This window comes from Nonomuraea sp. NBC_00507 (assembly GCF_036013525.1).
Taxonomy (GTDB): domain Bacteria; phylum Actinomycetota; class Actinomycetes; order Streptosporangiales; family Streptosporangiaceae; genus Nonomuraea.
Window position 1 is genome coordinate 1,155,912 of sequence record NZ_CP107853.1, and the last position, 21,501, is coordinate 1,177,412.

General features: G+C 69.6%; 24 protein-coding genes, 1 tRNA gene and 1 pseudogene. 15 read left to right on the forward strand and 11 right to left on the reverse strand.

The annotated features are described in order from the left end of the window. Window positions 1-7: 7 nt before the first annotated feature. From OHA25_RS05995 to OHA25_RS06010, 4 genes are all read right to left on the reverse strand, one after another. Window positions 8-1,441, reverse strand: coding sequence for a phenylacetate--CoA ligase family protein (locus tag OHA25_RS05995; protein ID WP_327586599.1), 1,434 nt, complete (start codon window positions 1,439-1,441; stop codon window positions 8-10). 521 nt (window positions 1,442-1,962) lie between these two features. Next, the gene (locus tag OHA25_RS06000) at window positions 1,963-2,868 is read right to left on the reverse strand and encodes a DMT family transporter (protein ID WP_327586600.1); all 906 of its coding nucleotides are present in this window, start codon (window positions 2,866-2,868) and stop codon (window positions 1,963-1,965) included. 94 nt (window positions 2,869-2,962) lie between these two features. Beyond that, window positions 2,963-3,655 (reverse strand): response regulator transcription factor, encoded by a 693-nt coding sequence (locus OHA25_RS06005; RefSeq protein WP_327586601.1) that lies wholly within the window; start codon window positions 3,653-3,655, stop codon window positions 2,963-2,965. Further along, window positions 3,652-4,863, reverse strand: a complete 1,212-nt coding sequence (locus OHA25_RS06010) for a sensor histidine kinase (RefSeq protein ID WP_327586602.1) — start codon at window positions 4,861-4,863, stop codon at window positions 3,652-3,654. Before OHA25_RS06010 ends, OHA25_RS06005 begins: the two co-directional genes overlap by 4 nt. A 149-nt stretch (window positions 4,864-5,012) precedes the next feature. Between OHA25_RS06010 and OHA25_RS06015 the strand changes: the two genes are divergently transcribed. Then, window positions 5,013-5,942, forward strand: coding sequence for an ABC transporter ATP-binding protein (locus tag OHA25_RS06015; RefSeq protein ID WP_327586603.1), 930 nt, complete (start codon window positions 5,013-5,015; stop codon window positions 5,940-5,942). Next, the gene (locus OHA25_RS06020) at window positions 5,939-6,739 is read left to right on the forward strand and encodes a hypothetical protein (protein WP_327586604.1); all 801 of its coding nucleotides are present in this window, start codon (window positions 5,939-5,941) and stop codon (window positions 6,737-6,739) included. The genes OHA25_RS06015 and OHA25_RS06020 overlap by 4 nt, the downstream gene beginning before the upstream one ends. A gap of 49 nt (window positions 6,740-6,788) precedes the next feature. Here the strand turns inward: OHA25_RS06020 and OHA25_RS06025 are convergent, their stop codons facing one another. Next, the gene (locus tag OHA25_RS06025) at window positions 6,789-7,256 is read right to left on the reverse strand and encodes a hypothetical protein (protein ID WP_327586605.1); all 468 of its coding nucleotides are present in this window, start codon (window positions 7,254-7,256) and stop codon (window positions 6,789-6,791) included. A 145-nt stretch (window positions 7,257-7,401) separates the two neighbouring features. On the opposite strand from OHA25_RS06025, the gene OHA25_RS06030 reads away from it, so the two are divergent. The 3 genes from OHA25_RS06030 to OHA25_RS06040 all read left to right on the forward strand — a co-directional run bounded on the left by OHA25_RS06030 (window position 7,402) and on the right by OHA25_RS06040 (window position 9,057). Then, window positions 7,402-7,788, forward strand: coding sequence for a hypothetical protein (locus OHA25_RS06030; protein ID WP_327586606.1), 387 nt, complete (start codon window positions 7,402-7,404; stop codon window positions 7,786-7,788). A gap of 65 nt (window positions 7,789-7,853) precedes the next feature. Next, window positions 7,854-8,621 (forward strand): PAS domain S-box protein, encoded by a 768-nt coding sequence (locus OHA25_RS06035; RefSeq protein ID WP_327586607.1) that lies wholly within the window; start codon window positions 7,854-7,856, stop codon window positions 8,619-8,621. After that, on the forward strand, window positions 8,605-9,057 hold the full coding sequence (locus tag OHA25_RS06040) for a hypothetical protein (protein ID WP_327586608.1): 453 nt from the start codon (window positions 8,605-8,607) through the stop codon (window positions 9,055-9,057). The genes OHA25_RS06035 and OHA25_RS06040 overlap by 17 nt, the downstream gene beginning before the upstream one ends. A 4-nt stretch (window positions 9,058-9,061) precedes the next feature. On the opposite strand, the gene OHA25_RS06045 is transcribed toward OHA25_RS06040, so the two are convergent. The 3 genes from OHA25_RS06045 to OHA25_RS06055 form a co-directional block, all read right to left on the reverse strand. Continuing rightward, window positions 9,062-10,042 (reverse strand): LLM class flavin-dependent oxidoreductase, encoded by a 981-nt coding sequence (locus OHA25_RS06045; protein WP_327586609.1) that lies wholly within the window; start codon window positions 10,040-10,042, stop codon window positions 9,062-9,064. A gap of 108 nt (window positions 10,043-10,150) precedes the next feature. Then, on the reverse strand, window positions 10,151-11,479 hold the full coding sequence (locus OHA25_RS06050) for a glycoside hydrolase family 6 protein (protein ID WP_327586610.1): 1,329 nt from the start codon (window positions 11,477-11,479) through the stop codon (window positions 10,151-10,153). Between the two features lie 138 nt (window positions 11,480-11,617). Beyond that, complete coding sequence (locus OHA25_RS06055; RefSeq protein WP_327586611.1) at window positions 11,618-12,175, reverse strand: TetR/AcrR family transcriptional regulator; 558 nt, start codon at window positions 12,173-12,175, stop codon at window positions 11,618-11,620. Between the two features lie 99 nt (window positions 12,176-12,274). Here OHA25_RS06055 and OHA25_RS06060 point away from each other — a divergent pair, with 99 nt between their 5' ends. The 7 genes and pseudogenes from OHA25_RS06060 to OHA25_RS06090 all read left to right on the forward strand — a co-directional run bounded on the left by OHA25_RS06060 (window position 12,275) and on the right by OHA25_RS06090 (window position 16,579). Beyond that, on the forward strand, window positions 12,275-13,156 hold the full coding sequence (locus tag OHA25_RS06060) for an MFS transporter (RefSeq protein ID WP_327586612.1): 882 nt from the start codon (window positions 12,275-12,277) through the stop codon (window positions 13,154-13,156). After that, on the forward strand, window positions 13,135-14,073 hold the full coding sequence (locus OHA25_RS06065) for an MFS transporter (RefSeq protein ID WP_327586613.1): 939 nt from the start codon (window positions 13,135-13,137) through the stop codon (window positions 14,071-14,073). The genes OHA25_RS06060 and OHA25_RS06065 overlap by 22 nt, the downstream gene beginning before the upstream one ends. After that, window positions 14,070-14,480 carry a hypothetical protein gene (locus OHA25_RS06070; RefSeq protein WP_327586614.1) on the forward strand — a complete coding sequence of 137 codons (411 nt, stop codon included), beginning with the start codon at window positions 14,070-14,072 and terminating at the stop codon, window positions 14,478-14,480. The genes OHA25_RS06065 and OHA25_RS06070 overlap by 4 nt, the downstream gene beginning before the upstream one ends. Further along, entirely contained in the window at window positions 14,477-14,710 is a 234-nt protein-coding gene (locus tag OHA25_RS06075; RefSeq protein ID WP_327586615.1) for a hypothetical protein, read from the forward strand. Before OHA25_RS06070 ends, OHA25_RS06075 begins: the two co-directional genes overlap by 4 nt. Window positions 14,711-14,780: 70 nt before the next feature. After that, window positions 14,781-14,963: pseudogene (locus tag OHA25_RS06080) on the forward strand (universal stress protein); the annotation flags it as partial. A 47-nt stretch (window positions 14,964-15,010) separates the two neighbouring features. After that, the gene (locus tag OHA25_RS06085) at window positions 15,011-15,718 is read left to right on the forward strand and encodes a M15 family metallopeptidase (protein WP_305914073.1); all 708 of its coding nucleotides are present in this window, start codon (window positions 15,011-15,013) and stop codon (window positions 15,716-15,718) included. Window positions 15,719-15,817: 99 nt separating this feature from the next. Further along, a complete protein-coding gene (locus OHA25_RS06090) occupies window positions 15,818-16,579 on the forward strand; it encodes an NUDIX domain-containing protein (RefSeq protein ID WP_327586616.1) in 762 nt (253 codons plus the stop codon). Window positions 16,580-16,582: 3 nt separating this feature from the next. Here the strand turns inward: OHA25_RS06090 and OHA25_RS06095 are convergent, their stop codons facing one another. Then, a complete protein-coding gene (locus OHA25_RS06095) occupies window positions 16,583-16,909 on the reverse strand; it encodes an STAS domain-containing protein (RefSeq protein ID WP_327586617.1) in 327 nt (108 codons plus the stop codon). A 51-nt stretch (window positions 16,910-16,960) separates the two neighbouring features. Here OHA25_RS06095 and OHA25_RS06100 point away from each other — a divergent pair. Further along, a tRNA-Ser gene (locus tag OHA25_RS06100) sits at window positions 16,961-17,047 on the forward strand. A gap of 1 nt (window position 17,048) precedes the next feature. On the opposite strand, the gene OHA25_RS06105 is transcribed toward OHA25_RS06100, so the two are convergent. Beyond that, the gene (locus tag OHA25_RS06105; RefSeq protein ID WP_327586618.1) at window positions 17,049-19,043 is read right to left on the reverse strand and encodes a MinD/ParA family ATP-binding protein; all 1,995 of its coding nucleotides are present in this window, start codon (window positions 19,041-19,043) and stop codon (window positions 17,049-17,051) included. Window positions 19,044-19,157: 114 nt separating this feature from the next. On the opposite strand from OHA25_RS06105, the gene OHA25_RS06110 reads away from it, so the two are divergent. Together OHA25_RS06110 and OHA25_RS06115 are read left to right on the forward strand one after the other, a co-directional pair. Beyond that, on the forward strand, window positions 19,158-20,114 hold the full coding sequence (locus tag OHA25_RS06110; protein WP_327586619.1) for an NAD(P)H-quinone oxidoreductase: 957 nt from the start codon (window positions 19,158-19,160) through the stop codon (window positions 20,112-20,114). Window positions 20,115-20,119: 5 nt separating this feature from the next. Beyond that, a complete protein-coding gene (locus OHA25_RS06115) occupies window positions 20,120-20,635 on the forward strand; it encodes a bacterial proteasome activator family protein (protein ID WP_305914068.1) in 516 nt (171 codons plus the stop codon). Here the strand turns inward: OHA25_RS06115 and OHA25_RS06120 are convergent. After that, window positions 20,632-21,402 (reverse strand): HAD family hydrolase, encoded by a 771-nt coding sequence (locus OHA25_RS06120; protein WP_327586620.1) that lies wholly within the window; start codon window positions 21,400-21,402, stop codon window positions 20,632-20,634. The two genes, OHA25_RS06115 and OHA25_RS06120, sit on opposite strands and share 4 nt — an antisense overlap. Window positions 21,403-21,501 lie beyond the last annotated feature (99 nt).

Here is a 21,501-nt window from a genome sequence, read left to right on the forward strand (position 1 = left end):
ATCGCCGCTATGAAGGCGACGTCTCGAAACTGTGCTCGTACAGGTCCGCGCGCACTCGGCACGGCTCGGGAAGATCCCGGGCTTCTTCGACGAGCACGATGTCGGCGACCTGCAGTGACCGAGCCGCCGCTCGCTCCTCGATCCGGCCGGCAAGACCGCCGCCGCGTGGTGCGACGACATGAAGATCGGGCTTGAGCGGATCGCCGGTCAGCGCGTACCGGGTGGGCAGCGGGACCTCCCTCACTCCCTGCAGCACCTCCAGGATGTCGCGGGCGGTCGGACCTCCGGTGAAGTGTTTGGCCCGCCCGACGATCGGTGAGGTGGCCGGGAGCTGAGCCAGCTCGCAGCCATAGGGTTCGTCCGGGAGCCGGCGGACGAGATCGCCCGTTCTGTACCGGACGAGCAGTGTCGTGTCTCGGTAGGGAACGTACGGCGTGGCCACGAGTTCGCCGATCTCACCCACCGGCGCCGGGGTGTCGGCGTTCCGGTCGAGGACCTCGAAGTGGGCCTGCTCGGATGCCAGATGAAGGTGCTGCTGCGTGCAGACCAGTCCCGTGGTCGGCACGAGCTCCGTCATTCCGTACACGTCGGAGACCGGCACGTCGAACACCTCGCGTACCCGCTCGCGCAGCGCGTCGGTCAGGATTTCCGCTCCGGTCAGGATCTGGCGCAGCCCGAAGTCTCTGGCCTGCCAGCCGTCCTGCTCGGCGCGCTGCACGAGCGCCCCCAGGTACGAGGGAACCGTGTACAGGTCGGTGATGTGCGGCGCCTTTCCTGGCAGGTGCAGCGGCGTGGCCAGCCGGTCCAGCGCGATGCCCGGGTCGACCAGTCCTTGCGCGACAAAACCGGCGCCGACGAGGCCCAGCGCCCGCTGCACCGAGATCAGGCCCACGGTCGCTCGCGAGCTGACACACGACATGCTGACGTGGTGTTCCCGCACGCCACCGACCATGAGGTAGGAGATCGCGGACAGTACCGCGGACAGCTCCAGCTCGTAGCGCGAAAACCAGACGACGGTCGGCGTCCCGGTGGTGCCGGTGGTCTGTGCCATCAGGACCGGTTCGCTCTGGTCGGACACGAACGCCGGACCGGCGCCGCGCAAGGCCGACTTGGGCGTGGACGCGACCTGGTCCAGTTGATCGAGACCGATGCGACTCGGATCGACCCCGTGCTCCTTGAACCAGAGCCGATAGTAGGCAGTGTGCTCGGCAGCCTGGCGGATCGCCTGGCGCAGGCGCCGGTCCGCCATCGACCGCCGGATCTCCGGGTCATCGACACCGCCGCCGGGCAGCAGCTCATTGGCGCCCTCACCCGGCTCGCCGAACTCGTCAAGCGTCTGACGGAGGTCGGTCACCATTTTCCGTAGTGCGTCAACGTCGAATCGGCCGCCGCGGAGCACGGTGGCGACATAGCGGAGCTGTCGAGCGGCTGTGGCAAGCATGGGGCCTCAATTCATCTGACGGCACAGACTGGCCGGTCGGCCGGTCCGTAGACCGGCCGACCGTGTTTCCATTAGCTGCAGGGCAGCTGGAACAGTGCAGTCGTCAGGGTGCTGAGTGCGTACCTGGCATAGCGCAGGCTCATTCTGACCACAGGTTCCTCCATTCGACACTCGCCCCGGCCTGTCCGCAGCGAGGCATATGGGTGGCGTGGTGAACAGGAGCCGTATTTGGGGGACAACGCGCGGCCATGGCATCAAAACGCTTGACATCCCCCAAACCGGCCGTCTCCCACACGATCAGCGGTTACCGGACTGATAGACGGCCTAGGTAGAGCCGGCTCTCCCGGTGCGATCGCCTCATGGCCAACGATTGCGTCGGACCCCATAAAGCCTCCATATGAGCACCACATGCGAGAGCCCCTTGGCGATCGCCGCCCTGGCCGGCGCCCTGGCTGCGCGTTCCGCGCCCAGGCGGCCGACGCTCGCATCCCGGCGCACGAGCCGACAGCGCTCGTTCAAGGTCAAGCGAACACGCAGGGCGCTGATCGGCCGGTGTCCGCGTTGTCCGGGTCGGGGGCGGTTACGGTGTCCCGCGTCGTGCCACCGCCTCGGGCGGGCGCGGCGGCGTCACCGGCCGGAGTGTGTGCGGCCAGGCCGATGACGCCGCCTGCGGTGACGACGACCGCGCCCAAGGCGAGGACCACTCCCGTCCCGCCCATGCGGACGCCGTCTCCCAGCAGCAGGATCCCGATCGCGCCGGCGACGACCGGGTTCGCGACACTGACCATGGCCAGCGGGGCCGCCAGGCCGCCACCTCGGTAGGAATGCTGGCTGAGCAGTTGTCCGGCCACGGCCAGGACGCCGATCGTGACCAGAGAAGGCAGCGAGGCGCCGGTGATGCCGGTGGGCAGGTCGATCATCACGGTCTTGGTCAGGACCGATGACACGGCGAACGCCGTACCTGCGGCCCCTGCGAGCAGGAGGCTTCTGGCCATGGGAGAGGTGGCGCGGCGTGCGGTGACGGCGAGGGCGACGATCGCGATCACGGCGATGGCGGACAGCCACTGCGCCGAGGCCGCGATGAGGGTGCCGGGGCCGCCAGTGGTCAGGGCGAGCAGTGCGGCCAGGCCGGTGACGGTCAGCCAGGAGTGCTGCCAGGCGGCGCGGGTGACGCTGCGGCCTCGTACGGCGGCCATCGGCAGGGCGAAGATGAGGGTGAGCGCACCGAGGGCTTGCACCACGCCGACGGCGCCGTACTGGAGCGCGATGACGTGAAGTCCGCCGCCGGCCGCGTTGAGCAGGAGCGGCAGCACCCAGCGGAGCTTCCCCTGTCGTACGCCGGCGAAGTGGTCCTGGGCGACGGCGGCCGCCGCGTAGCAGATCGCCGAGAGCACGGACAGGGCGATGGCCCAGGACAAGGCGGTCATGGGTGGCTCCGCCGGCCAGGGGTCGCAATCATGCACCAAGGGTGGCCGATCGACCCCTTTCAGGGCGTCGTGCCAGCGCAGACATCTTCCCGTACTACATGCGTGGTAGCGGACTGCCGTCGCCCGGGCGGACGAGGCCGGTCTCGTAGGCGATGATGACCAGCTGGGCGCGGTCACGGACGCCGAGTTTGGTCATGGCCCGGTTGATGTGCGTCTTGGCGGTCAGCGGCGACACGTAGAGCCGGCTCGCGATCTCGTCGTTGGACAACCCGGCGGCCACGAGGGCCAGGACTTCCCGCTCCCGCTCGGTCAGCACATCCAGCGCGGGTGGCGCGCGGCGCCCGGCGGGCGGCTCGGGCTCGTTGAGGAAGCGGGTGATGAGGGTGCGGGTGGCGCCCGGCGAGAGCAGCGCCTCACCGGCGGCGACGGTACGGATGGCGTCGAGCAGGGCACGGGGGTCGACGCCCTTGTTCAGGAAGCCGCTGGCGCCTGCGCGCAGCGCCAGCAGCACGTTTTCATCCATCTCGAAGGTGGTGAGGATGAGGACGCGTACCCCGGCGAGTGAGTCGTCGGCGGTGATGCGGCGCGTGGCCTCCAGGCCGTCGGTCTCCGGCATCCGGATGTCCATCAGCACGACGTCGGCACGGGTGGTGCGGACCAAATCCACGACCTCGTGCCCATTCGCGGCCTCGCCGACGACCTCCAGATCGTCCGCCGATTCGATCAAGGCGCGGAACCCCGCCCGGATAAGGGCCTGGTCGTCGGCCAGCACTACCCGAATCTTCATGGCTGTTCTCCCCTTGGTGCGGGTAGGAAGGCGCGCACGGCGAAGGTATTGCTCGCTTGCGGGCCGGCGCGCAGGGTTCCGCCGACCGCGGCGGCGCGTTCGCGCATGCCGATCAACCCGTGTCCGGTGCCTGGTCCGGTGCCGGGACCCGATGGGTTGGCGATCTCGATGGCGAGGCCGTCGTCGGTGTAGGTGAGGTGCAGGTCAGTAGTGTCGCCGGTGCCGTGTTTGTGGGCATTGGTGAGCGACTCCTGAATGATCCGGTACGCGGCCAGGTCTGCCGCCGCGGGCAGGACCCTAACCTGTCCAGCCTGCCGGCAGCGCACCCGCAGCCCGGCGGCACCCACAGTGTCCAGCAGCGTGGGCAAGGCGGTCAGACCGGGCACCGGCTCGGTGGTCCTGTCCGGGTCGCCGTCCTGGCGCAGCACACTGAGGACGGTGCCGAGCTCCGCGACCGCGGTGTTGGCGGCCTGCCGGACATGCTCCAACGCCGCGGCGGCCTGATCCGGCCGGCTCTGCATCAAGTGGCCGGCCACCCCCGCCTGCACGCTGATCAGCGCCAGGTTGTGCGCCACGACGTCGTGCAACTCCCGCGCGATGCGCAGCCGCTCCTCGATCACCCGCCGGCGCGCTTCCTCCTCGCGGGACTCCTCGGCCCGGCGTGCCCGCTCCTCCACCTCCATCAGGTACGCCCGCCGGGTGCGGATGGCGTCGCCCACCGCCACGGCCATCCCGACCAAGGCCAGAACGGCGACGTTGCCCCGCTCCCACCAGGTGGTTCCGGCCAGTGCCGGATGCGGCCACACCAGCCCGGCCCCGTACAGCAGCACCGCCGCCGAGCCTCCGGCCGCCCAGGCGACCCGCCGGCTGTTCAGCGTGGCCACCGTGTACGCCGCGATCGCCGTCGCGGGGATCCCCGCCGCCCGCGGCTCACCGAGCACCATGCTCGTCACCGTCGCCGCCACCGCGAGGCCGAGCACCGTCAGCGGCAACCGCCGCCGCACCGCGATCAACACGAAGGTGACGACCGCCGCCACGACGTCCAGACCGTTCAGGCCACGGGCCGGAATCGGGCCTCGATCGGCACCCGCGCCGATCGAGAGCAGATAGCCCACCGCGATGAACGCGGCAAGGCCCAGGTCGACGGCCCGCGGATGCCGGGCCGCCAGACGTCCGACGCACAACAGCGACATTCCCGAGACCGCCATGAAGACAGACGTTATGCGACCTCTCGCCCGGGTCGCGTCGTCCAGTGGCGGTAGGTTGCCCACCGTGCCGGCTACCACGGCCATGGTAGGGGCAGATGTCCGCGGCTGGAGGACGCGGAGCAGACGCTTGCCAGGCGATCGTTGACGGCATGATCCAGGTTCACGAACTCACCAAACGCTACGGAGCGAAGACCGTCGTCGACGGGCTGTCGTTCACCGTCAAACCAGGCATCGTCACCGGATTCCTCGGCCCGAACGGAGCGGGCAAGTCCACCACGATGCGCATGATCCTGGGACTCGACCGGCCGACCTCCGGCACCGCGACGATCAACGGCCGCCCCTACGCCAAGCACGTCGCGCCGCTGCGGCAGGCGGGCGCCCTGCTGGACGCCAAAGCGGTGCACACCGGGCGATCGGCGTACCACCACCTGCTGGCGATGGCCGCCACCACCGGCGTCCCGCGCTCCCGCGTGGAGGAGGTGATCGAGATCGTCGGCCTGCGCGAGGTGGCCCGCAAGCGCGCCGGGGCGTTCTCCCTCGGCATGGGCCAGCGGCTCGGCATCGCCTCGGCCTTGCTCGCCGACCCCAATGTGCTCATCCTCGACGAGCCGGTCAACGGCCTCGACCCCGATGGCGTGTTGTGGATCCGCAATCTGATGCGCGACTTCGCCGCCCAGGGCCGCACCGTCTTCGTCTCCTCGCACCTGATGAGCGAGATGGCGCTGACCGCGGAGCACCTGATCGTCATCGGCCGCGGCCGGCTCATCGCCGACACGTCGGTCAGCGCGTTCATCGAGCAGGCTGCTCTCGATTCCGTACGGGTGCGCTCTCCACGCGCGGCCGAGTTGTACCACCTGATCGCCGGTGCCGGGATCACCGTCACCAGCATCGAGCCCGGCCTGTTCGAGGTCGCCGGTCTCACCGCCGAGCAGATCGGCGACCGCGCGGCCGCCGCCGGCATCACCCTGCACGAGCTCAGCCCGCAGCGTCCCTCACTCGAGCAGGCGTTCATGGAGCTCACCCGAGACGCCGTCGAATACCAGGCCACCGAACTCACCGCGGCAGGAGCGACCCGATGACCGCCACCACCATTGCCATGCGCCGGCTGCGGGTCACCCCTGCCCGCGTGGTCACCTCTGAATGGATCAAGTTCTGGTCCCTGCGCTCGACGATCACCACGCTGGGCGTCGCCCTCGCCCTGCTCGTCGGCATCGGCCTCATGGCCTCTTCGATCATGAGCGGCGGTCAGCCCGGCCCCGGCGGCCAGGCGGGGCCGCAGAGCCCCGTCGACATCAGCCTCACCGGGCTGAACTTCGCACAGCTGGCCCTCGGCACGCTCGGCGTGCTGTTCATGGCGAGCGAATATGCCACGGGGATGATCCGGTCATCCCTGACCGCCGTGCCGAAACGGCTGCCCGTGTTGTGGGGGAAGATCGCCGTCTTCGCCGGGGTCGCGTTCGTCGTGGGGCTCGCCGGGGCCGCGATCGCGTTCAGCGGTGGCCAAGCGATCATTGGTGACGCCGGCGCCTCATGGTCCGATCCGGGGGTGGCGCGCGCAGTCGTCGGCTCGGCGGTCGTACTCGCCGGGTCGGGCGTGCTCGGTGTCGCACTCGGCGGGCTCCTACGCTCCACCCCCGCGGCCATCACCACGCTGTTCGGCGTCATGTTCCTGCTCAGCGGGGTCGCCTCGCTGCTGCTGCCGGCGAGTTGGGCCGACGTCACCCAGTACCTGCCTGCCGACGCCGCCGCCGCGTTCACCGCCGTCTCACCCGGCGAGGGCATGCTTGCACCGTGGGGCGGGCTCGCCGTCTTCGTGTCCTACATCGCGGTGACCGTCATCGCCGCCGCCTGGCGGCTCAAGCGCACCGACGTCTGACAGCCGCACGCTCCGGACGCGTCGGCACGACCCGGTGCCGACGAGCCGGTCATGAACGTGCGGGCGCGATGCGCGAGTACGTGAGCTCGAAGTCGAGATCCCAGTTCACGCCGTCCTTCGACTGCTCCCAGCGTGCCTCTATGGTGGCGCCGTCCGGGCTCAGCGTGCCGATGAAACGCTGGTTGAAGCCGGGGGCGTCGCGCCAGATCCGCCACTCGCCGTCGGTGAGCATCATCTGGTACACCCGGTGCACGCCGCGGGCGTCGGCGTACAACATCGTGAACTGCTCGGTCGCGTCGTCGAGGCCGATCAGGGCGGTGGTCGGGAACGGGGCATTGTCCCGCCACGCCTGCGGGGCCGTGTCCGGCATCGCGTCGATGTCGGACACCTGGCGCAGGTAAGCGCCTTCGTCCTGCCAGGCGAAATCCGCCCATGAGCTGCCCACGCCGGGGACGTGTACGGTCCACCGGCCGACGAGCACATCGAGCCGGGAGAGCGCGGGATGCCTGCTTTCCATGGACATGTTCCTTCTCATCGACGTGGTCACCAGTCCGTCATACAGCGGGACATCCACGTTGGCGAGAGACCCCGGCCACGATCTGCCACAGATCGGTTACGTCTTTCTCAGGTGATCACATGGTGCCGGTGGCATACTCCCCCGCGTGCCATCCTGTGTCCCTCGTGAGGATGCCCGTTATTTCGGCGGCGCACTACCGACGCTGGTCCTCTACTCGGCCGAACCCATCGTGCAACTTCCCACGTTCCGGCTCGTTTCGGGCAGGCCGTCCACCTGCGTCGGGTGGGAGTTCATCCCCGGTGTGACCTTCTCGATGGTCGAAGGGCCGGGGCGGTTTCGGCTCATGGTCGAAGGGATCACGCACCGGGACGAGGCCGATGAGCGTTTCGCGTGGTTGTGTGCCGTGGATCGTGCCGGTGGGGCCGTGGTGGCGGCGGTCGACGGGCACAACGAGACGTTCAGCTGGGCAGCTCTGGCTGAGAGCGGGCGGGCGCGAGGTGGATATATGCCGGTCATCCGGCGTTCCGGCTGACCCCATTGAGTAACGGCCAAGGATTCACCCTTACAGAGCTAACGATGTGCATTAATCTTGCCACTGTGAGTAACGACGCCGTGGCACGGGTGATGCGCCGCATCGGACGACGCGGCGCGTCTCTCGCGTTCGTCGGACTACTCAGCCTGGCCATCGCCGCCTCCCTGGCGTTCGCGCCGGCCGACCAGCGCGCCGCCCCCGGCTACGCCATGCTGGCCTCCTTCGCCCCGCTGACCGTCTGGGCCGCGGCCTGGTGCGTGATCGGCGCCCTGTGCCTGGTGCAGACGTTCATGCGCTCCGACCGGGTCGCGTTCGCCGCCGCCACGGCCCTGCTCGTACTCTACGGCCTGGTCTATCTGGTCTCGACCTTCACCGGCGACAATCCACGCGGCTGGGTCGGCGGGGCGGTCTGGCTGGCGTTCGGTGGCTGGATCGCGCTGATCGCCACCTGGCCGGAGGCCGTCAGCGTGGACCGGCTCCCGGGCACGGGGTCCACGGCCGTCGTCGTCGCCGACGCGTCCGGGATCATCCTGTCGTGGAACCCGCAGGCCGCGGCCTTGTTCGGCTGGAGCACGGACGAGGCCGTCGGGCGGCCGTTGACGGTGCTGATGCCGTCCCGCTTCCGCGACCAGCACGCCGCCGGGCTGGCCCGGGTACGCGCCAGCGGCGAGTCGGAGCTGGACGGCCGGATCATCCCCCTGGTGGGCCTGCGTCGCGACGGCAGCGAATTTCCGATCGCGCTGACCGTCAACGCCTGGCACAGCGACGACGGCATCACCTATACGGGCGTGATCCGGCCAGTGGGAGGAGGCCGTGATGCCCGGGCTGACTGACATCCTCATCCAGGTCGGCGTGGGCGTGGTCCCGCTCGGCGTGGCGTACCTGGCCTTCAAGTCGGCCACCGACGCCAACAAGAAGACCCAGCAGACCGCGCTGGCGCAGGCCGAGCATCAGGCCGAGATAGAACGGTCCAAAGTGGACGCCGAGGCGTTCCTCCGAGCGAAGACGATCTACGAGGACGCGCTGAGCCAGATGGAGCGGCAGATGAGCCGGGTGCATAGCCAGGCCACCCAGCTCAGCACCGATCTGATCACCGAGCAGAGCACCTCGACCGCGATGCGCGACCAGATCCGGCGGCTCCAGGCGCAGATCAGGGCGCTGGAGCGGACGGTGATGACGTTGCGGACCCAGCTGGTCTCGGCAGGGCTGTCCCCTTTGCCGGCCTCCGAGACCACCGGGCCTTACGTGATCGGCCCGCACCACGAATAGCCGCCTAGAGCCCGTACGCCTGGGCCAGCAGCTCCGCCGACCGCAGCCACGCCTTCCTGTCGGGCGCGGAGAACACGACGATGAGCTCGTCGGCCTGGGCGTGCTCGGCGAAACGGTCAACGTAGTCCTTCACCTCGCCCGGGTCCCCGACGGCCGAATACTTGGCCATCTGCAGGAGCTGCTGCCCGGCCGGCGAGTCGAGGATCAGGTCGGCCTCTTCCGGCGTGAACGTGCGCCCGCGCCCGAGGAACCTGCTCACCCGCAGCCGCTTGGCCGCCAGGAACTGCTCCTGCGCCTCCTCGGCCGTGTCCGCCGCGATCACGTTGAGCGCCGCCATCACGTACGGCTGCGCCAGCTGCTCGGACGGCTTGAACTCGCGCCGATAGAGCGCCACGGCCTCCTCCAGCGCTGTCGGGGCGAAGTGCGAGGCGAACGCGTACGGCAGCCCCAGCATGGCGGCCAGCTGGGCCCCGAACAGGGACGACCCGAGGATGTACAGCGGCACGTCGGTCCCCTTGCCGGGGGTCGCGTTGACGCCGGGGATCCGCGACTGGCCCGTCAGGTATCCCTGCAGCTCCAGCACGTCCTCGGGGAAGGTGTCCGCGGCGGCCGGGGTGCGGCGTAGCGCCCGCATGGTCTGCTGGTCGCTGCCGGGCGCGCGGCCCAGGCCCAGGTCGATGCGCCCGGGATGCAGGGTTTCGAGCGTGCCGAACTGCTCGGCGATGGTCAGCGGGGAGTGGTTCGGGAGCATCACGCCGCCCGCTCCGAGGCGGATCGTCCGGGTGTGCGCGGCCACGTGGGCGATGAGCACACTGGTCGCCGAGGAGGCGATGCTGTCCATGTTGTGGTGCTCTGCGTACCAGATCCGCTGGTATCCGAGCTCCTCCGCCCGCTGGGCCAGGGCCACGCTGGCGGTGAAGCTGTCACTCGCCGTCTCGCCCTCGCCGATGTGCGCCAGATCCAGGATGGACAGCGGCAAAGCCATGGGTACGCGCCTTTCGCAGAGCCGGCATAGATGACCTGGCTCGTTGCAACAGCAATGAAGGCGCGGTTATTTCGCCGGGCCCCCGGGATCGAGGGCCCGGCGAATCTGTCAGGACGCGGTGCAGGTCACCGGGGACGGGGTGCCGTTCTGGCCGGTCCAGTTGCCGGTGAAGCCGAACGAGGCGGTCGCGCCCGCGGCCAGGGTGCCGTTCCAGTTCAGGTTCGTAACGGAGACCGTGCCGCTGCCGGAGAGGTTGCCGTTCCAGAGCTGGGTGATCGTCTGCCCGTTCGGGAACGTCCAGCCGACCCTCCAGCCGGAGATGGCGGACGAGCCGGCCTTCACGGTGACCTCACCCTGGAAGCCGCCCTGCCATTGGCTCGTCACCTTGTAGGTGGCCGTGCAGCCGCCAGGGCCGGTGGTCGGCGTCACGGTGGGGGTGACGGTCGGGGTGACGGTGGGCGTCACGGTCGGAGTGGCGGTGGGTGACGGGGCGGCGATGGCCAGGTCGTACGCCCGTTGCGGCACGAACTGCCCGGCCCCCGCGATGCACCCGTCCGCCTCACCCGGGGGCTTGACCCAGAGATAGGCGTCGATGGCGGAGTCGCCGGTGTTCGTGGTGCTCCAGATGCCGGTCGCGCGCCCGGCCGGGTCGCACCACTCGCTGCCGGCCGGGCCGTTGCCGTTGCGGCTGGTGTCGATGACGGCCTTCAGCCTGGACACGCCGGTCGCCGCGATCACGCTCTTCGCGTACGACACGAGCCCGGGCGTGGCCCGGTAGTTGGAGGTGTTGACCGCGATGCCGTCGGCGCTGTTGGCCACGTCCGCGCCGGTCAGCCGGGAGGCGGCCTCCGAGGCGCCCAGCCAGGCGTCGTGGCCGATGTCGAAGTAGACCTTGGCCTGGCCTCTCAGCTTCTTGCCCGCGTACGCCATGGAGGCCTTGACCTCGGCCTGCTGGGAGGCGTTCATGCAGTTGGACATGATCGCCAGAGCGTCCGGCTCCAGGATGATCGACGCGGGGCGGCCGGCCAGCCCGGCCGCGATCTGGTCGATCCAGGCGCGGTAGGACGCGTGGTCGGGGGCGCCGCCCGCGCTGGCGCCGCCACAGTCACGGTTCGGCATGGCGTACACGACCATGATCGGGATCTTGCCGGCCGCGGCGGCGGCGCCGACGTAGGAGTCGACCTGGCCGCGCACGGTCGACGGGTTGTACGTCGCGAACCACCGGCCCTGCGGCACGGCGGCGATCCTGTCCCTGATCACGGGGGTACGGCTGTCGTTCGGGTTCGCGGCCACCCACTTGGCCGCGTTGGTCTGGGGATCCACGTAGAAAGCGGAGTCGGCGGCCTGGGCGGTGGACGACGAGAACACGACCGCCCCTGCCGCGGCCATGGCGGCCGCCGTCAGGAGCACCGCCAACATGGGCCTTCTGCGAGACATGAAATCACTCCGTCGGTCATGTGGGAGCGCTCCCACTGGCACTCCCGGATGGTAGGAGGCGTCGCGGGCCGGTCAAAGACATCGGATCGCTTCCCACCGCATATCCCCTGGCCAGGAGGTCCTTGGGGGGTGAAAGTTTCACTCGGCCAGGCACGCCTGGAAGATCGCGGTCAGCCGGTCCACGTCGGCCGGCGTCGGCGTCTCCGGGCCGAGCCGGCGGCGCATGGCGCCGATGCCCAGGAAGACCGCCGCCACCATGCGGGCTCTGGCCAGAGCGTCCGGGCCGCCGCCGAGCTGAGCCTGCAACGGATCGAGCACGGCGGCGATCAGACGCTCGCGGGCCACTTCCTGGACCTCGGGGTGGCGGGCGGAGCGTTCGAGCGTGCGCAGGATCGGGCTGTCCGGCGGGTGCTGCATGCGCTCGGCGGCGTAAACCGCCAGCCGCCTCGCCAGCCCCTCCTCCGGGCCCTGGAACAGCGCGCTGATGGTCGGCTCGCCCTCCAGCACCGCGCCGAACAGCCCGGCCTTCGAGCCGAAATAGCGGCCGACCAGCGCGATGTTGGCGTCCGCCGCGGCGGCGATCATGCGGATGGTCACCTGCTCGTAGCCGTGCTCGCCGAACAACGTCCGGGCGGCCTGCAGGATCCGTTCACGGGTGGCCTCCCTGCCGCGGGGCCGGGTCACCTCGGCGTTCATGACCCGAACTCTACTCAAGACCCGACCCCACTTGCCGCTCGGCTAGTAAACACGCGTATACTCGAGTCGGATAAATCTGTATGAAGGGGATGTGGTGTCGTGGTAGCCCAGGCGCAGCCCGCCTCCCCCACGAAGCGGACGTACACCCACCGCGAGATCCTCGAGATCATGTCCGGGCTGATGCTCGCGATGCTCACATCGATGATCTCGACCTCGGTTGTGGGCACGGCTCTGCCGACGATCGTGGGGGAGCTCGGCGGTCAGGACCAGTACTCATGGGTCGCCTCCGCGACCATGCTGACGATGACGGTGTCCACGCCGTTGTGGGGCAAGCTGTCCGACCTCTTCGGGCGCAAGCTGCTCTTCCAGTCGGCGCTGGCGTTGTTCGTCGCGTCGTCGGTGGTGGCCGGCCTGTCGCAGAACATGGGGCAGCTGATCACGGCGCGGGCCGTGCAGGGCCTGGGTGTGGGCGGTTTGTCGGCACTCTCCCAGGTGATCCTGGGTGACATCGTCTCGCCGCGCGAGCGTGGCCGGTACTCGGGCTACATGGGCGCGGTCTTCGGGATCTCCACGGTGGCGGGGCCGCTGCTCGGCGGGTTCATCGTGGACACCGACTGGCTCGGCTGGCGCTGGTGCTTCTACGTCGTGGTGCCGTTCGCGCTGGTGTCGTTCCTGGTGATCCAGAAGGTGCTGCGGCTGCCGACGGTCAAGCGGAACACCTCGATCGACATCTGGGGTGCGACGACGATCACGGCCAGCGCGAGCGGGCTCATGCTGCTGCTGACACTTGGTGGCACGGAGTTCGCGTGGAACTCGGGCTGGACGTACTTCCTGGCCGCGTTCACCCTGCTCATGCTGGCGCTCGCGGTGCTGTCCGAGCGGACGGCGGGCAACCCGATCCTGCCGCCGCGGCTGTTCCGCAACCGTACGTTCGTGCTCACCAGCCTGGCCTCGTCGGCATGGCGATGTTCGGCGCGATGATCTACCTGCCGCAGTACCTGCAGATCGTCAAGGGCCTCAGCCCGACGAACTCGGGTCTGATGACGCTGCCCATGGTGCTGGCGCTCTTCCTGGCCGGCGTGATCTCCGGCAAGATCGTCACCCAGACCGGCAAGTGGAAGATCTTCCCGGTCGCGGGCCTGCTCATCGTGGCCGTGGGGCTGTTCCTGCTCTCCCGGCTGCACGTGGACTCCAGCGAGTGGCTCATCGGCTTCGACGTGGCGGTTCTCGGCGTCGGCCTCGGCCTGTCCATGCAGATGCTCATCCTGGCCGCCCAGAACGGCGCCGAACCACGCGATATGGCCTCCACCACGTCGGGCGTGTCGTTCTTCCGCTCGCTGGGCGGCGCCGTCGGCGTGGCCGCGTTCGGCGCGATCCTGACGAACCGGCTCAAGGACGAAATGGCCGAGATGCTCAAGGCGGCAGGTATCTCGCTGCCCGGCGGCTCGGACGTCAAGCTCGGCAGCCCCAGTGCCATTCAGCAGCTGCCCGGGCCGATCAAGAACATCGTGCTGGAGTCGTTCACGCGCGGCCTGGAGACCGTGTTCATGGTGGGCGTGCCCATTGCGCTGCTCGGCTTCGTGGCCACGATCTTCCTCAAGGAGCTCCCGCTGCGCGGTCCCGCGACGGCGCCCCCGGCGTCCGAGCCGCTCAGCAAGGACGACCTGGTCCTGGCCGGGCTGCTGCTGGAGCTCGTGGCCCAGCACGTCGAGCGGGCGAACGGCGAGCCGTCCGCGCTGCTCACCGCGGTCGCCAAGATGGCCCCGCCGGACGATCGCTCCGAACGCGAACGCGCCAGGGCGGTGGCGCGTACCGTACTGCGGCCCACCTCGCGTGCCCTGATCGCGCAGGCCACGCCCCCGCAGAAAGACCTCGTCTCTGGAGGAATCTCGCAATGATTCGCAAGTTCGTGGGCGCCGTCGCGGCGTCCCTGGCGGTCCTGGGCGGGCTGTGGTTGATGATCGCGCCCTTCGCCCTCGGCACCCAGCCGGAGAACGCCGACTGGACCGAGCCCACGATCTCGGAGTTCTTCACCGGCCTCGGCGTGGCGGTCGTGGGGCTCGCAGGCGTGGTCAGCTTCGCCATGGCCCTGCACGAGGAGCTGGTGGCGCGGGGGGTGGTGGCCGTGCGCCCGCGCGTGACCGAGCCGGAGCCCGAGGCCGTGCCGAGCACGCCTCAGGCGTCGTCGGCCGAACTGGCCGCGTTGCTCGCCCCGCTCGTCGAGGCGCTGCGTGAGGACTTGAAGACGGGTGAGCACCGCAGGAACGGCACGGCTCCCCTGGTCGGAGTGGAGGAGAACCGATGAAGGCCAAGCTGGGCGTCTCCGCCCTGGTCCTGTTGTTCCTCGGCGGCCTGTGGCTGGTCGCGGCCCCGTTCGCGGTCGGCTACCAGCCGAGGGGCGCCGCGTACGTCGACGCGACGGTCAACGACCTGTGGGTCGGCGGCTCGCTCGCCGCGCTCTCTTTCGTCGCCATCGTGATCTACACGGCGGACACCCTGCGTGAGCTGGCTCGTCGCGGCAAGCACGACAACTGAGCCATGTCCGGCGGAAGCACGGACCCGCGGTGGGAGCCGCCGTTGACGGGCAGGCTCCCGCGCTCAACGCCGCCGCCTTGTGGCGTGGCAGTTCGTCAGCGTACGGGGTGACACGGCGCGGGAGTTGGAGACGCTCGCCGGCGCCTACATGGCCGACGCCATCGTGGTGGGCCGCTCGCGTCATTCCTGGTGCGGCTCGGTGGCGGCCACACTGGCGAAGAGGGCTCGCCGTACGGTGCTGATAGTCCCCTGACCTGGCGAGACGTCGCATATGGTGGGTGGATGAAACGTGCTGCAACCATGGCGTTCGTGGTGCTCGCGTCCGTTTCGTGCGCCGCGACCGAACCGATCGCGTCGGTCGCTCCTGAGCCCACGACGTCCACTCCTGCATACGAGACACCCGGCTCGCCGACGGCCACGCCCACCAAACCGGCCTCGCCGCCCGAGTTCAGCGCCAAGGTGTCCAACGTAGCCCGCGACCGCCTGCCGTACTCGTGGCGGCCCGGCTGCCCGGTCCACTACCGGGATCTGCGGCTGGTCACGCTGTCCTACTGGGGGTTCGACAACAAGCCGCACACCGGCGAGCTGGTCGTGCGCAAGACGGTGACCGACGACATCGTGACGGTCTTCAAGAAGCTGTACGGGTGGCGCTGGCCGGTCTACCAGATGAAGCTGGTGGACGCGTACAAGGCTGACGACTTCGCCTCGATCGAGGCGAACAACACCTCTGCCTTCAACTGCCGCAAGGCGACCGGCTCCAGTAATTGGTCCAACCACGCCTACGGGGAAGCGATAGACATCAATCCCCAGCAGAACCCATATGTCACCGCAAGTGGCAGCACTGCACACGAAAATGCCGAGAAGTACACCGAGCGCCCAATGAAGGGCAAAGGTGTGATTAATCCTGGCGACAAGGTGGTGAAGGCCTTCGCTCAGGTCGGCTGGGAGTGGGGCGGCTACTGGTCCGGTGCAAAGGACTACCAGCATTTCTCCAAGGGCGGAGGCTGAGACAATCCCACCATGGCGGCTAAGGACGGCGATGGGTGGGCCGAGTGCTCTCTAGGCCACAGGCATTGGGGGGTGCATGGGGCCTCGGGGTTGCTCATCGTGCACCATGACGACGTGGGCGTGCCGTACGTGCTCATGCAGAAACGTTCATGGTGGAGCCACCATGGCGGCACGTGGGGGCTGCCTGGCGGGGCGCGGGACAGCCACGAGGACGCCGTCACCAGTGCGTTGCGCGAGGCTCACGAGGAGGCCGCGCTTCGCGGCGAAGGGCTGCGAGTGCAGGGCGTCTACCTCGACGATCACGGCGGGTGGTCGTTCGAGACGGTGATCGCGGCGTCGGCCGAACGGCTGGCCGCGGCGCCGGCCAACCGCGAGAGCACCGAGCTGCGCTGGCTGGCCCTGGACGAGGTGGCCGGGCGGAAGCTGCATCCGGGGTTCGCGGCGACATGGGGCGAGATCCAGGGGGCGATCAGGCCGGAGACGATCGTGCTCGACGTGGCCAACATCGTCGGCGCGCGGGCCGAGCATGGCTGGTGGCGCGATCGCGCGGGGGCGGCGACGCGGCTGCTTGAGGACGTGGCGGGGCTCAGGCTGGGCCATCCTGTGCTGGCGCAGTGGTATCCGAGGGTGGTCGCGGTCGTCGAGGGGGCGGCCAAGAGCGTGCCCGCCGTTCCCGGGATCGAGGTGGTGGCGGCCGCCGGCAGCGGAGACGACGCGATCGTGGAGGTCGTGCGGGACAGCCGGCCGTGGGAGCGGGTGGTCGTGGTCACCGCGGATCGGGGGCTGCGGGAGCGGGTCAGCGAGCTGGGCGCGGAGATCGTGGGTCCCAGGTGGCTGCTTTCCCAGCTGGGCGACCGGTGACCCTCACAGCTCGGCCAGGACCACGCTGTCGAAGGCGGCCTTGAGGCCGGTCACGTCCAGGACGCGCTGCAGCACGCCGTGCACACCGACCAGACGTAAGCAGCCCGCCTGCGCTGCCACCCTGCGCTGGTGCTCGACCAGCACCCACAGGCCGCTCGAGTCGCAGAACTCGAGCCGCGTCGCGTCGACGACGATCTCGACCCGGCCGTCGGCGAAGAGCTTCAGCAGGCGTTCCTTGAGCAACGGCGCGGTGAGCTTGTCGAGATCGCCGACCAGGCGCACGATCGTGCCGGAGTCAGCACGCGCCACCTCGACGTTGAGATCCGCCACGTCCTGAACGTACACCCGCGTCACCGCAGCCGCTATCGTGGTTGGCGCACGGGAGGGTTCGCATAGTGGACGAGTGCAGCCGCCTTGAAAGCGGCCAGGTCAGCGATGGCCTCATGGGTTCGAATCCCATACCCTCCGCTTAATCTCGGATCCCTGCGAATCCGTCGCCGACGCAGGCGGCGAGCTGGAGGTAGGCGTCCCTGGTGGACTCCTGCAGCCGGTCCAGGTCGATCTCCGCGCCCTCCTCCAGGTGCGGGTCGTACGGGACCCGAATCACGGCGCGGCACCTGGCGGCGAAGTGGGCCTCCAGCTTCTTGATGTCGACCGCCGACTTCGACCGGGGCCGGACGCTGCACAACACCACGGTCGCGTTCTTCACCAGGTCGGCGTAGTGGTGCGCCTCCAGCCAGTCGAGCGTGGCCGAGGCCGCCCTGGCGCCGTCCACCGACGGGGAGCTGACCAGGACGATCTGGTCGGCGAGCCCCAGCACACCGCCCATGGCCGAGTGGAGCAGCCCGGTGCCGCAGTCGGTGATGCAGATCGAGTAGAAGTTCTCCAGCACCTGGGAGACGGCCTGGTAGTCGGAGCCGCTGAACGCCTCGGAGACCGACGGGTCGCGGTCGGAGGCCAGCACCTCAAGGCGCGAGGGCGCCTGCGAGGTGAACGCCCTGATGTCGACGTACCGCTTGACCTGGTCGCGCTCGTTGAGCAGGTCGCGCACGGTGGCCGAGGTCTCCAGGACCAGCTTGTCCGAGAGCGTGCCGCGGTCCGGGTTGGCGTCCACGGCGATGACGCGGTCGCCGCGCATCTGCGCCAAGGTGGCGCCGAGGCCGACCGTGGTCGTGGTCTTGCCCACGCCGCCCTTCAGGCTCAGCACGGCCACGCGGTGGTGCCCCGTGGTCACGGGGGTGCGGGCACGGCCGATGAGCTGGCGGCGGCGGCGTACCTCCGGTGGCTCGCCCGGCTTGATCCAGCCTCCGGAGGCCTTGTAGACCAGGCGGCGCCAGCCCTTGGAAGGGGCGTTACGCCGTCCGCGTAGCAGGGACTCCGGGTCCAGGCTCTCGGCGGTGGGCCGGCCGGTGACCGGCGGCCTGGGCGGGGCGGTGAACACGGGGATGGGGGCCGGGCGGCGGCGCGGCTGTGGAGGCGGTGTGGGGATCTCGCGCTCCGCGGGCCGCCATTCCTGCTGCTCGGTCCATTGAGGACGCTCCTGCTGCGGGGACGGCGGCTCGGGACGCCGCTCGACATGCTCGGCAGGCCGTTCCGTCGGCTCGGGACGCTGCTGGAGCGGGTCGGGACGCCGTTCCAGCGGCTCGGCTCGCTGCTGGGGCGGGTCGGGACGCGGCTCCACCGGCTCGGGACGCTGCTGGGCCGGATCAGGACGCCGCTCCACCGCCTCGGGACGGAGCTGGAGCGGATCGGGACGCCGTTCCAGCGGCTCGGCTCGCTCCTGAAGCGGCTCGGCTCGCTGCTGGAGCGGCTCAGAGTCCTGGGGAGGCACGTCCTTGAGCGGCGGGTCCGTCCACTGCGGGCGCTCGTTCCTGGGGAGGGTCTCCTCCCAGGCCTCGTCGTCGTCATCCGCCTCAGCGGGGCCGGGCTTGTCGCCCTCGGACTGCTTGGGCTGCTCGGCGGCCGGCGACTCCTCGGCCGGGCGTGACCAGTCGGCCGGCGGCCACGAGGCGTCCTTAGCCTCCTCCGCCACCTGCTCGGGCGTGCTGGTCTCCAGGGGCGGCGTGAACGACAACCTGAACGTGTCGGTGTCGTCCGGGCGCGGCAGCGGCTTGAGCGGGGCGTGGAACGGGTCGTCCGCACTCGGGCCGGCCGGGCTCGCGGGCTCCTCCCTGGTGGTCGCCTTGCCGAGCCACTCCCCGGCCTCGCTCTCGGCCTCGGGCAGATCCTCGGCCGCCGAGTGGCCGTAAACCGAGTCGACGGCGGCCCTGAACAGCGGCGGTGTCGGCGTCTCGTGCTGCGTCGGGACGAGCAGCCACGGGTCCTTGGGGTACGGCGAGGCGATGGGCTCGTCGGCAGAAGCACTCGAGGCGCTGACCGCGACCGGAGCTTCTTCCGTCTCCTTGATCGCGTCCAGCCAGGCGAGCTGTTCCTCGAGCGATTCTTCTCGATCGTGTCTTGCCACCGTGTTCCCCCTCGGGTGGGTCTAAAGGGGCAGCAAATATCTTGCAGGGTAACGCCACGCGTTGCCGTGCAGCCCGGCAACCCACAACTTCTTTGCCCGGCTACCGTGGTTCGCATGCGAGCCATTGAGATCACCGAGCCCGGCGGCCCTGAGGTGCTGGAGTGGCGCGAGGTGCCGGAGCCACGTGTCGAGCGCGGAGACGTGCTCATCGACGTGGCGGCCTCGGCGGTGAACCGCGCCGACGTCCTGCAACGCAACGGATTCTATGACCCACCGCCCGGCACGCCGCCTTACCCGGGGCTCGAAGTCGCCGGCGTTGTGGCCGAGGTCGGCGCGGATGTGGAGCAGTTCCAGGTCGGGGACGAGGTGTGCGCACTGCTCGGCGGCGGCGGTTACGCCGAGCGCGTAGCCGTGCCCTGGCAGCATGTGATGCCGGTGCCGGACGGCGTGCCCCTGACGGTCGCGGCGGCGCTGCCGGAGGCGGCCTGCACGGTCTGGTCCAACGTGTTCATGGTCGGGCGGCTGCGCCGCGGCGAGACACTGCTGGTGCACGGCGGCGCCAGCGGCGTGGGCACGTTCGCCGTCCAGCTGGCCAAGGCGCTCGGCTCGCACGTGATCGCGACCGTCGGCACCGCGGAGAAGGCCGAGCAGGTCCTGCGCCTGGGCGCCGACGAGGTCGTCAACTACCGCGAGGAGGACTTCGCGGAAAAGATCAAGGCGGACGTGATCCTCGACATCATGGGCGCCAAATACCTCGCGGGCAACGTTCGGGCGTTGCGCACCGGCGGCCGGCTGGTGATCATCGGGATGCAGGGCGGCCGCAAGGCCGAGCTCGACATCGGCGCCCTCATGGCCAAGCGCGCCGCCGTCCACGGCACCACGCTGCGCTCGCGGCCGGTGGAGGAGAAGGGCGTCATCGTCCGGAGCGTCGTGGACAACGTCTGGCCGCTGGTGGCCGCGGGTGCGGTGCGTCCGGTGGTCTACGCCGAAGTTCCCCTGTCCGAGGCGGCCGAAGCACACCGTATGTTGGATTCGGGACAGCACGTCGGCAAGATCCTCCTAGTACGGTGAGTCATATGAATGCTGAGGACAACAACACCCCCCACATCGTGGTGGTGGGCCCGGACTTCCAAGGTCAGGGCGATAGCGGCGACGAGGACCGCTCGGTCACGCAGCTGGTCGAGCAGCCCGCCAAGGTGATGCGTATCGGCAGCATGATCAGGCAGCTCCTGGAGGAGGTCCGCGCCGCTCCCCTCGACGAGGCCAGCCGCAAGCGCTTGAAGGAGATCCACGCGTCCTCCATCAAGGAGCTCGAGGACGGTCTGGCGCCGGAGCTGGTCGACGAGCTGGAGCGGTTGTCGCTGCCGTTCACCGACGACAACGGCACGCCGCCGAGCGAGGCCGAGCTGCGCATCGCGCACGCTCAGCTGGTCGGCTGGCTCGAGGGGTTGTTCCACGGCATCCAGACCACGCTGTTCGCGCAGCAGATGGCGGCGCGCGCCCAGCTGGAGCAGATGCGCAGGGCGTTGCCCGGCGTGCCGCACGACGAGCCGGGGCATCGGCCGCCCGGCGGCTCGGGGCCCTACCTCTAGAACAGCTTCTCCAGGACCTGCGCGACCCCATCGTCGTCGTTCGCGGCGGTCACGTGATCGACCGCCGCGATCACGTCGGGGTGCGCGTTCGCGACCGCGTACGACGTGCCTGCCCAGCTCAGCATGGGCAGGTCGTTCGGCATGTCACCGAACGCGATGACCTGCGACGGCTTGATCTCGAGCTGCGCCGCGAGCGCCGCCAGGGCGGTCGCCTTCGTCACGCCCTGCGCGCTCATCTCGATCAGGCCCCTGCCGCTGGAGTGGGTGGCGGTCACCAGGTGCCCGACCAACTCGTGCACGACGGCCTGCAGCTCGTCCGGGCCCATGTGCGGGTGCAGGGCCAGCAGCTTGGCGCAAGGGTGGGCCGTCACCGACTCGGCACGAACCGCACCGGCGCCTACGCGGTCCAGGCCACCCAGCAGGAAATCGGACTCATGCGCAAAACCAGCTTCATACTCGACCGAAAATACGAGATCGGACACGTTCGCTCTTAGCTGAGCGACGACTTCCTCGAGTACCTCGACCGTGATGAGGTGAGATTCCACTATCCGCTCAGTATGGAGGTCGTAGATCAGCGCCCCATTCGCACAGATCGCGAGCCCGCGGTGACGTAGCGCATTCGCGACCCCGCCCATCCACCGCGGCGGCCGTCCGGTCACGAACACCAGCACAGCGCCCGATTCCTCGACCCGGCCGAAGGCCGCGACCGTACGGGGAGAGACCGTTCCGTCCGGACGCAACGCGGTGCCGTCGAGGTCGGTGGCCACGAGACGGGGCATGAGAAGGCTCTGCATAACAGGTTCCAGTTTGCCCGGTCATGCTGCCCGAGAGAAATCTTCCATGGGAGGGGAACACCAACGCGCCAG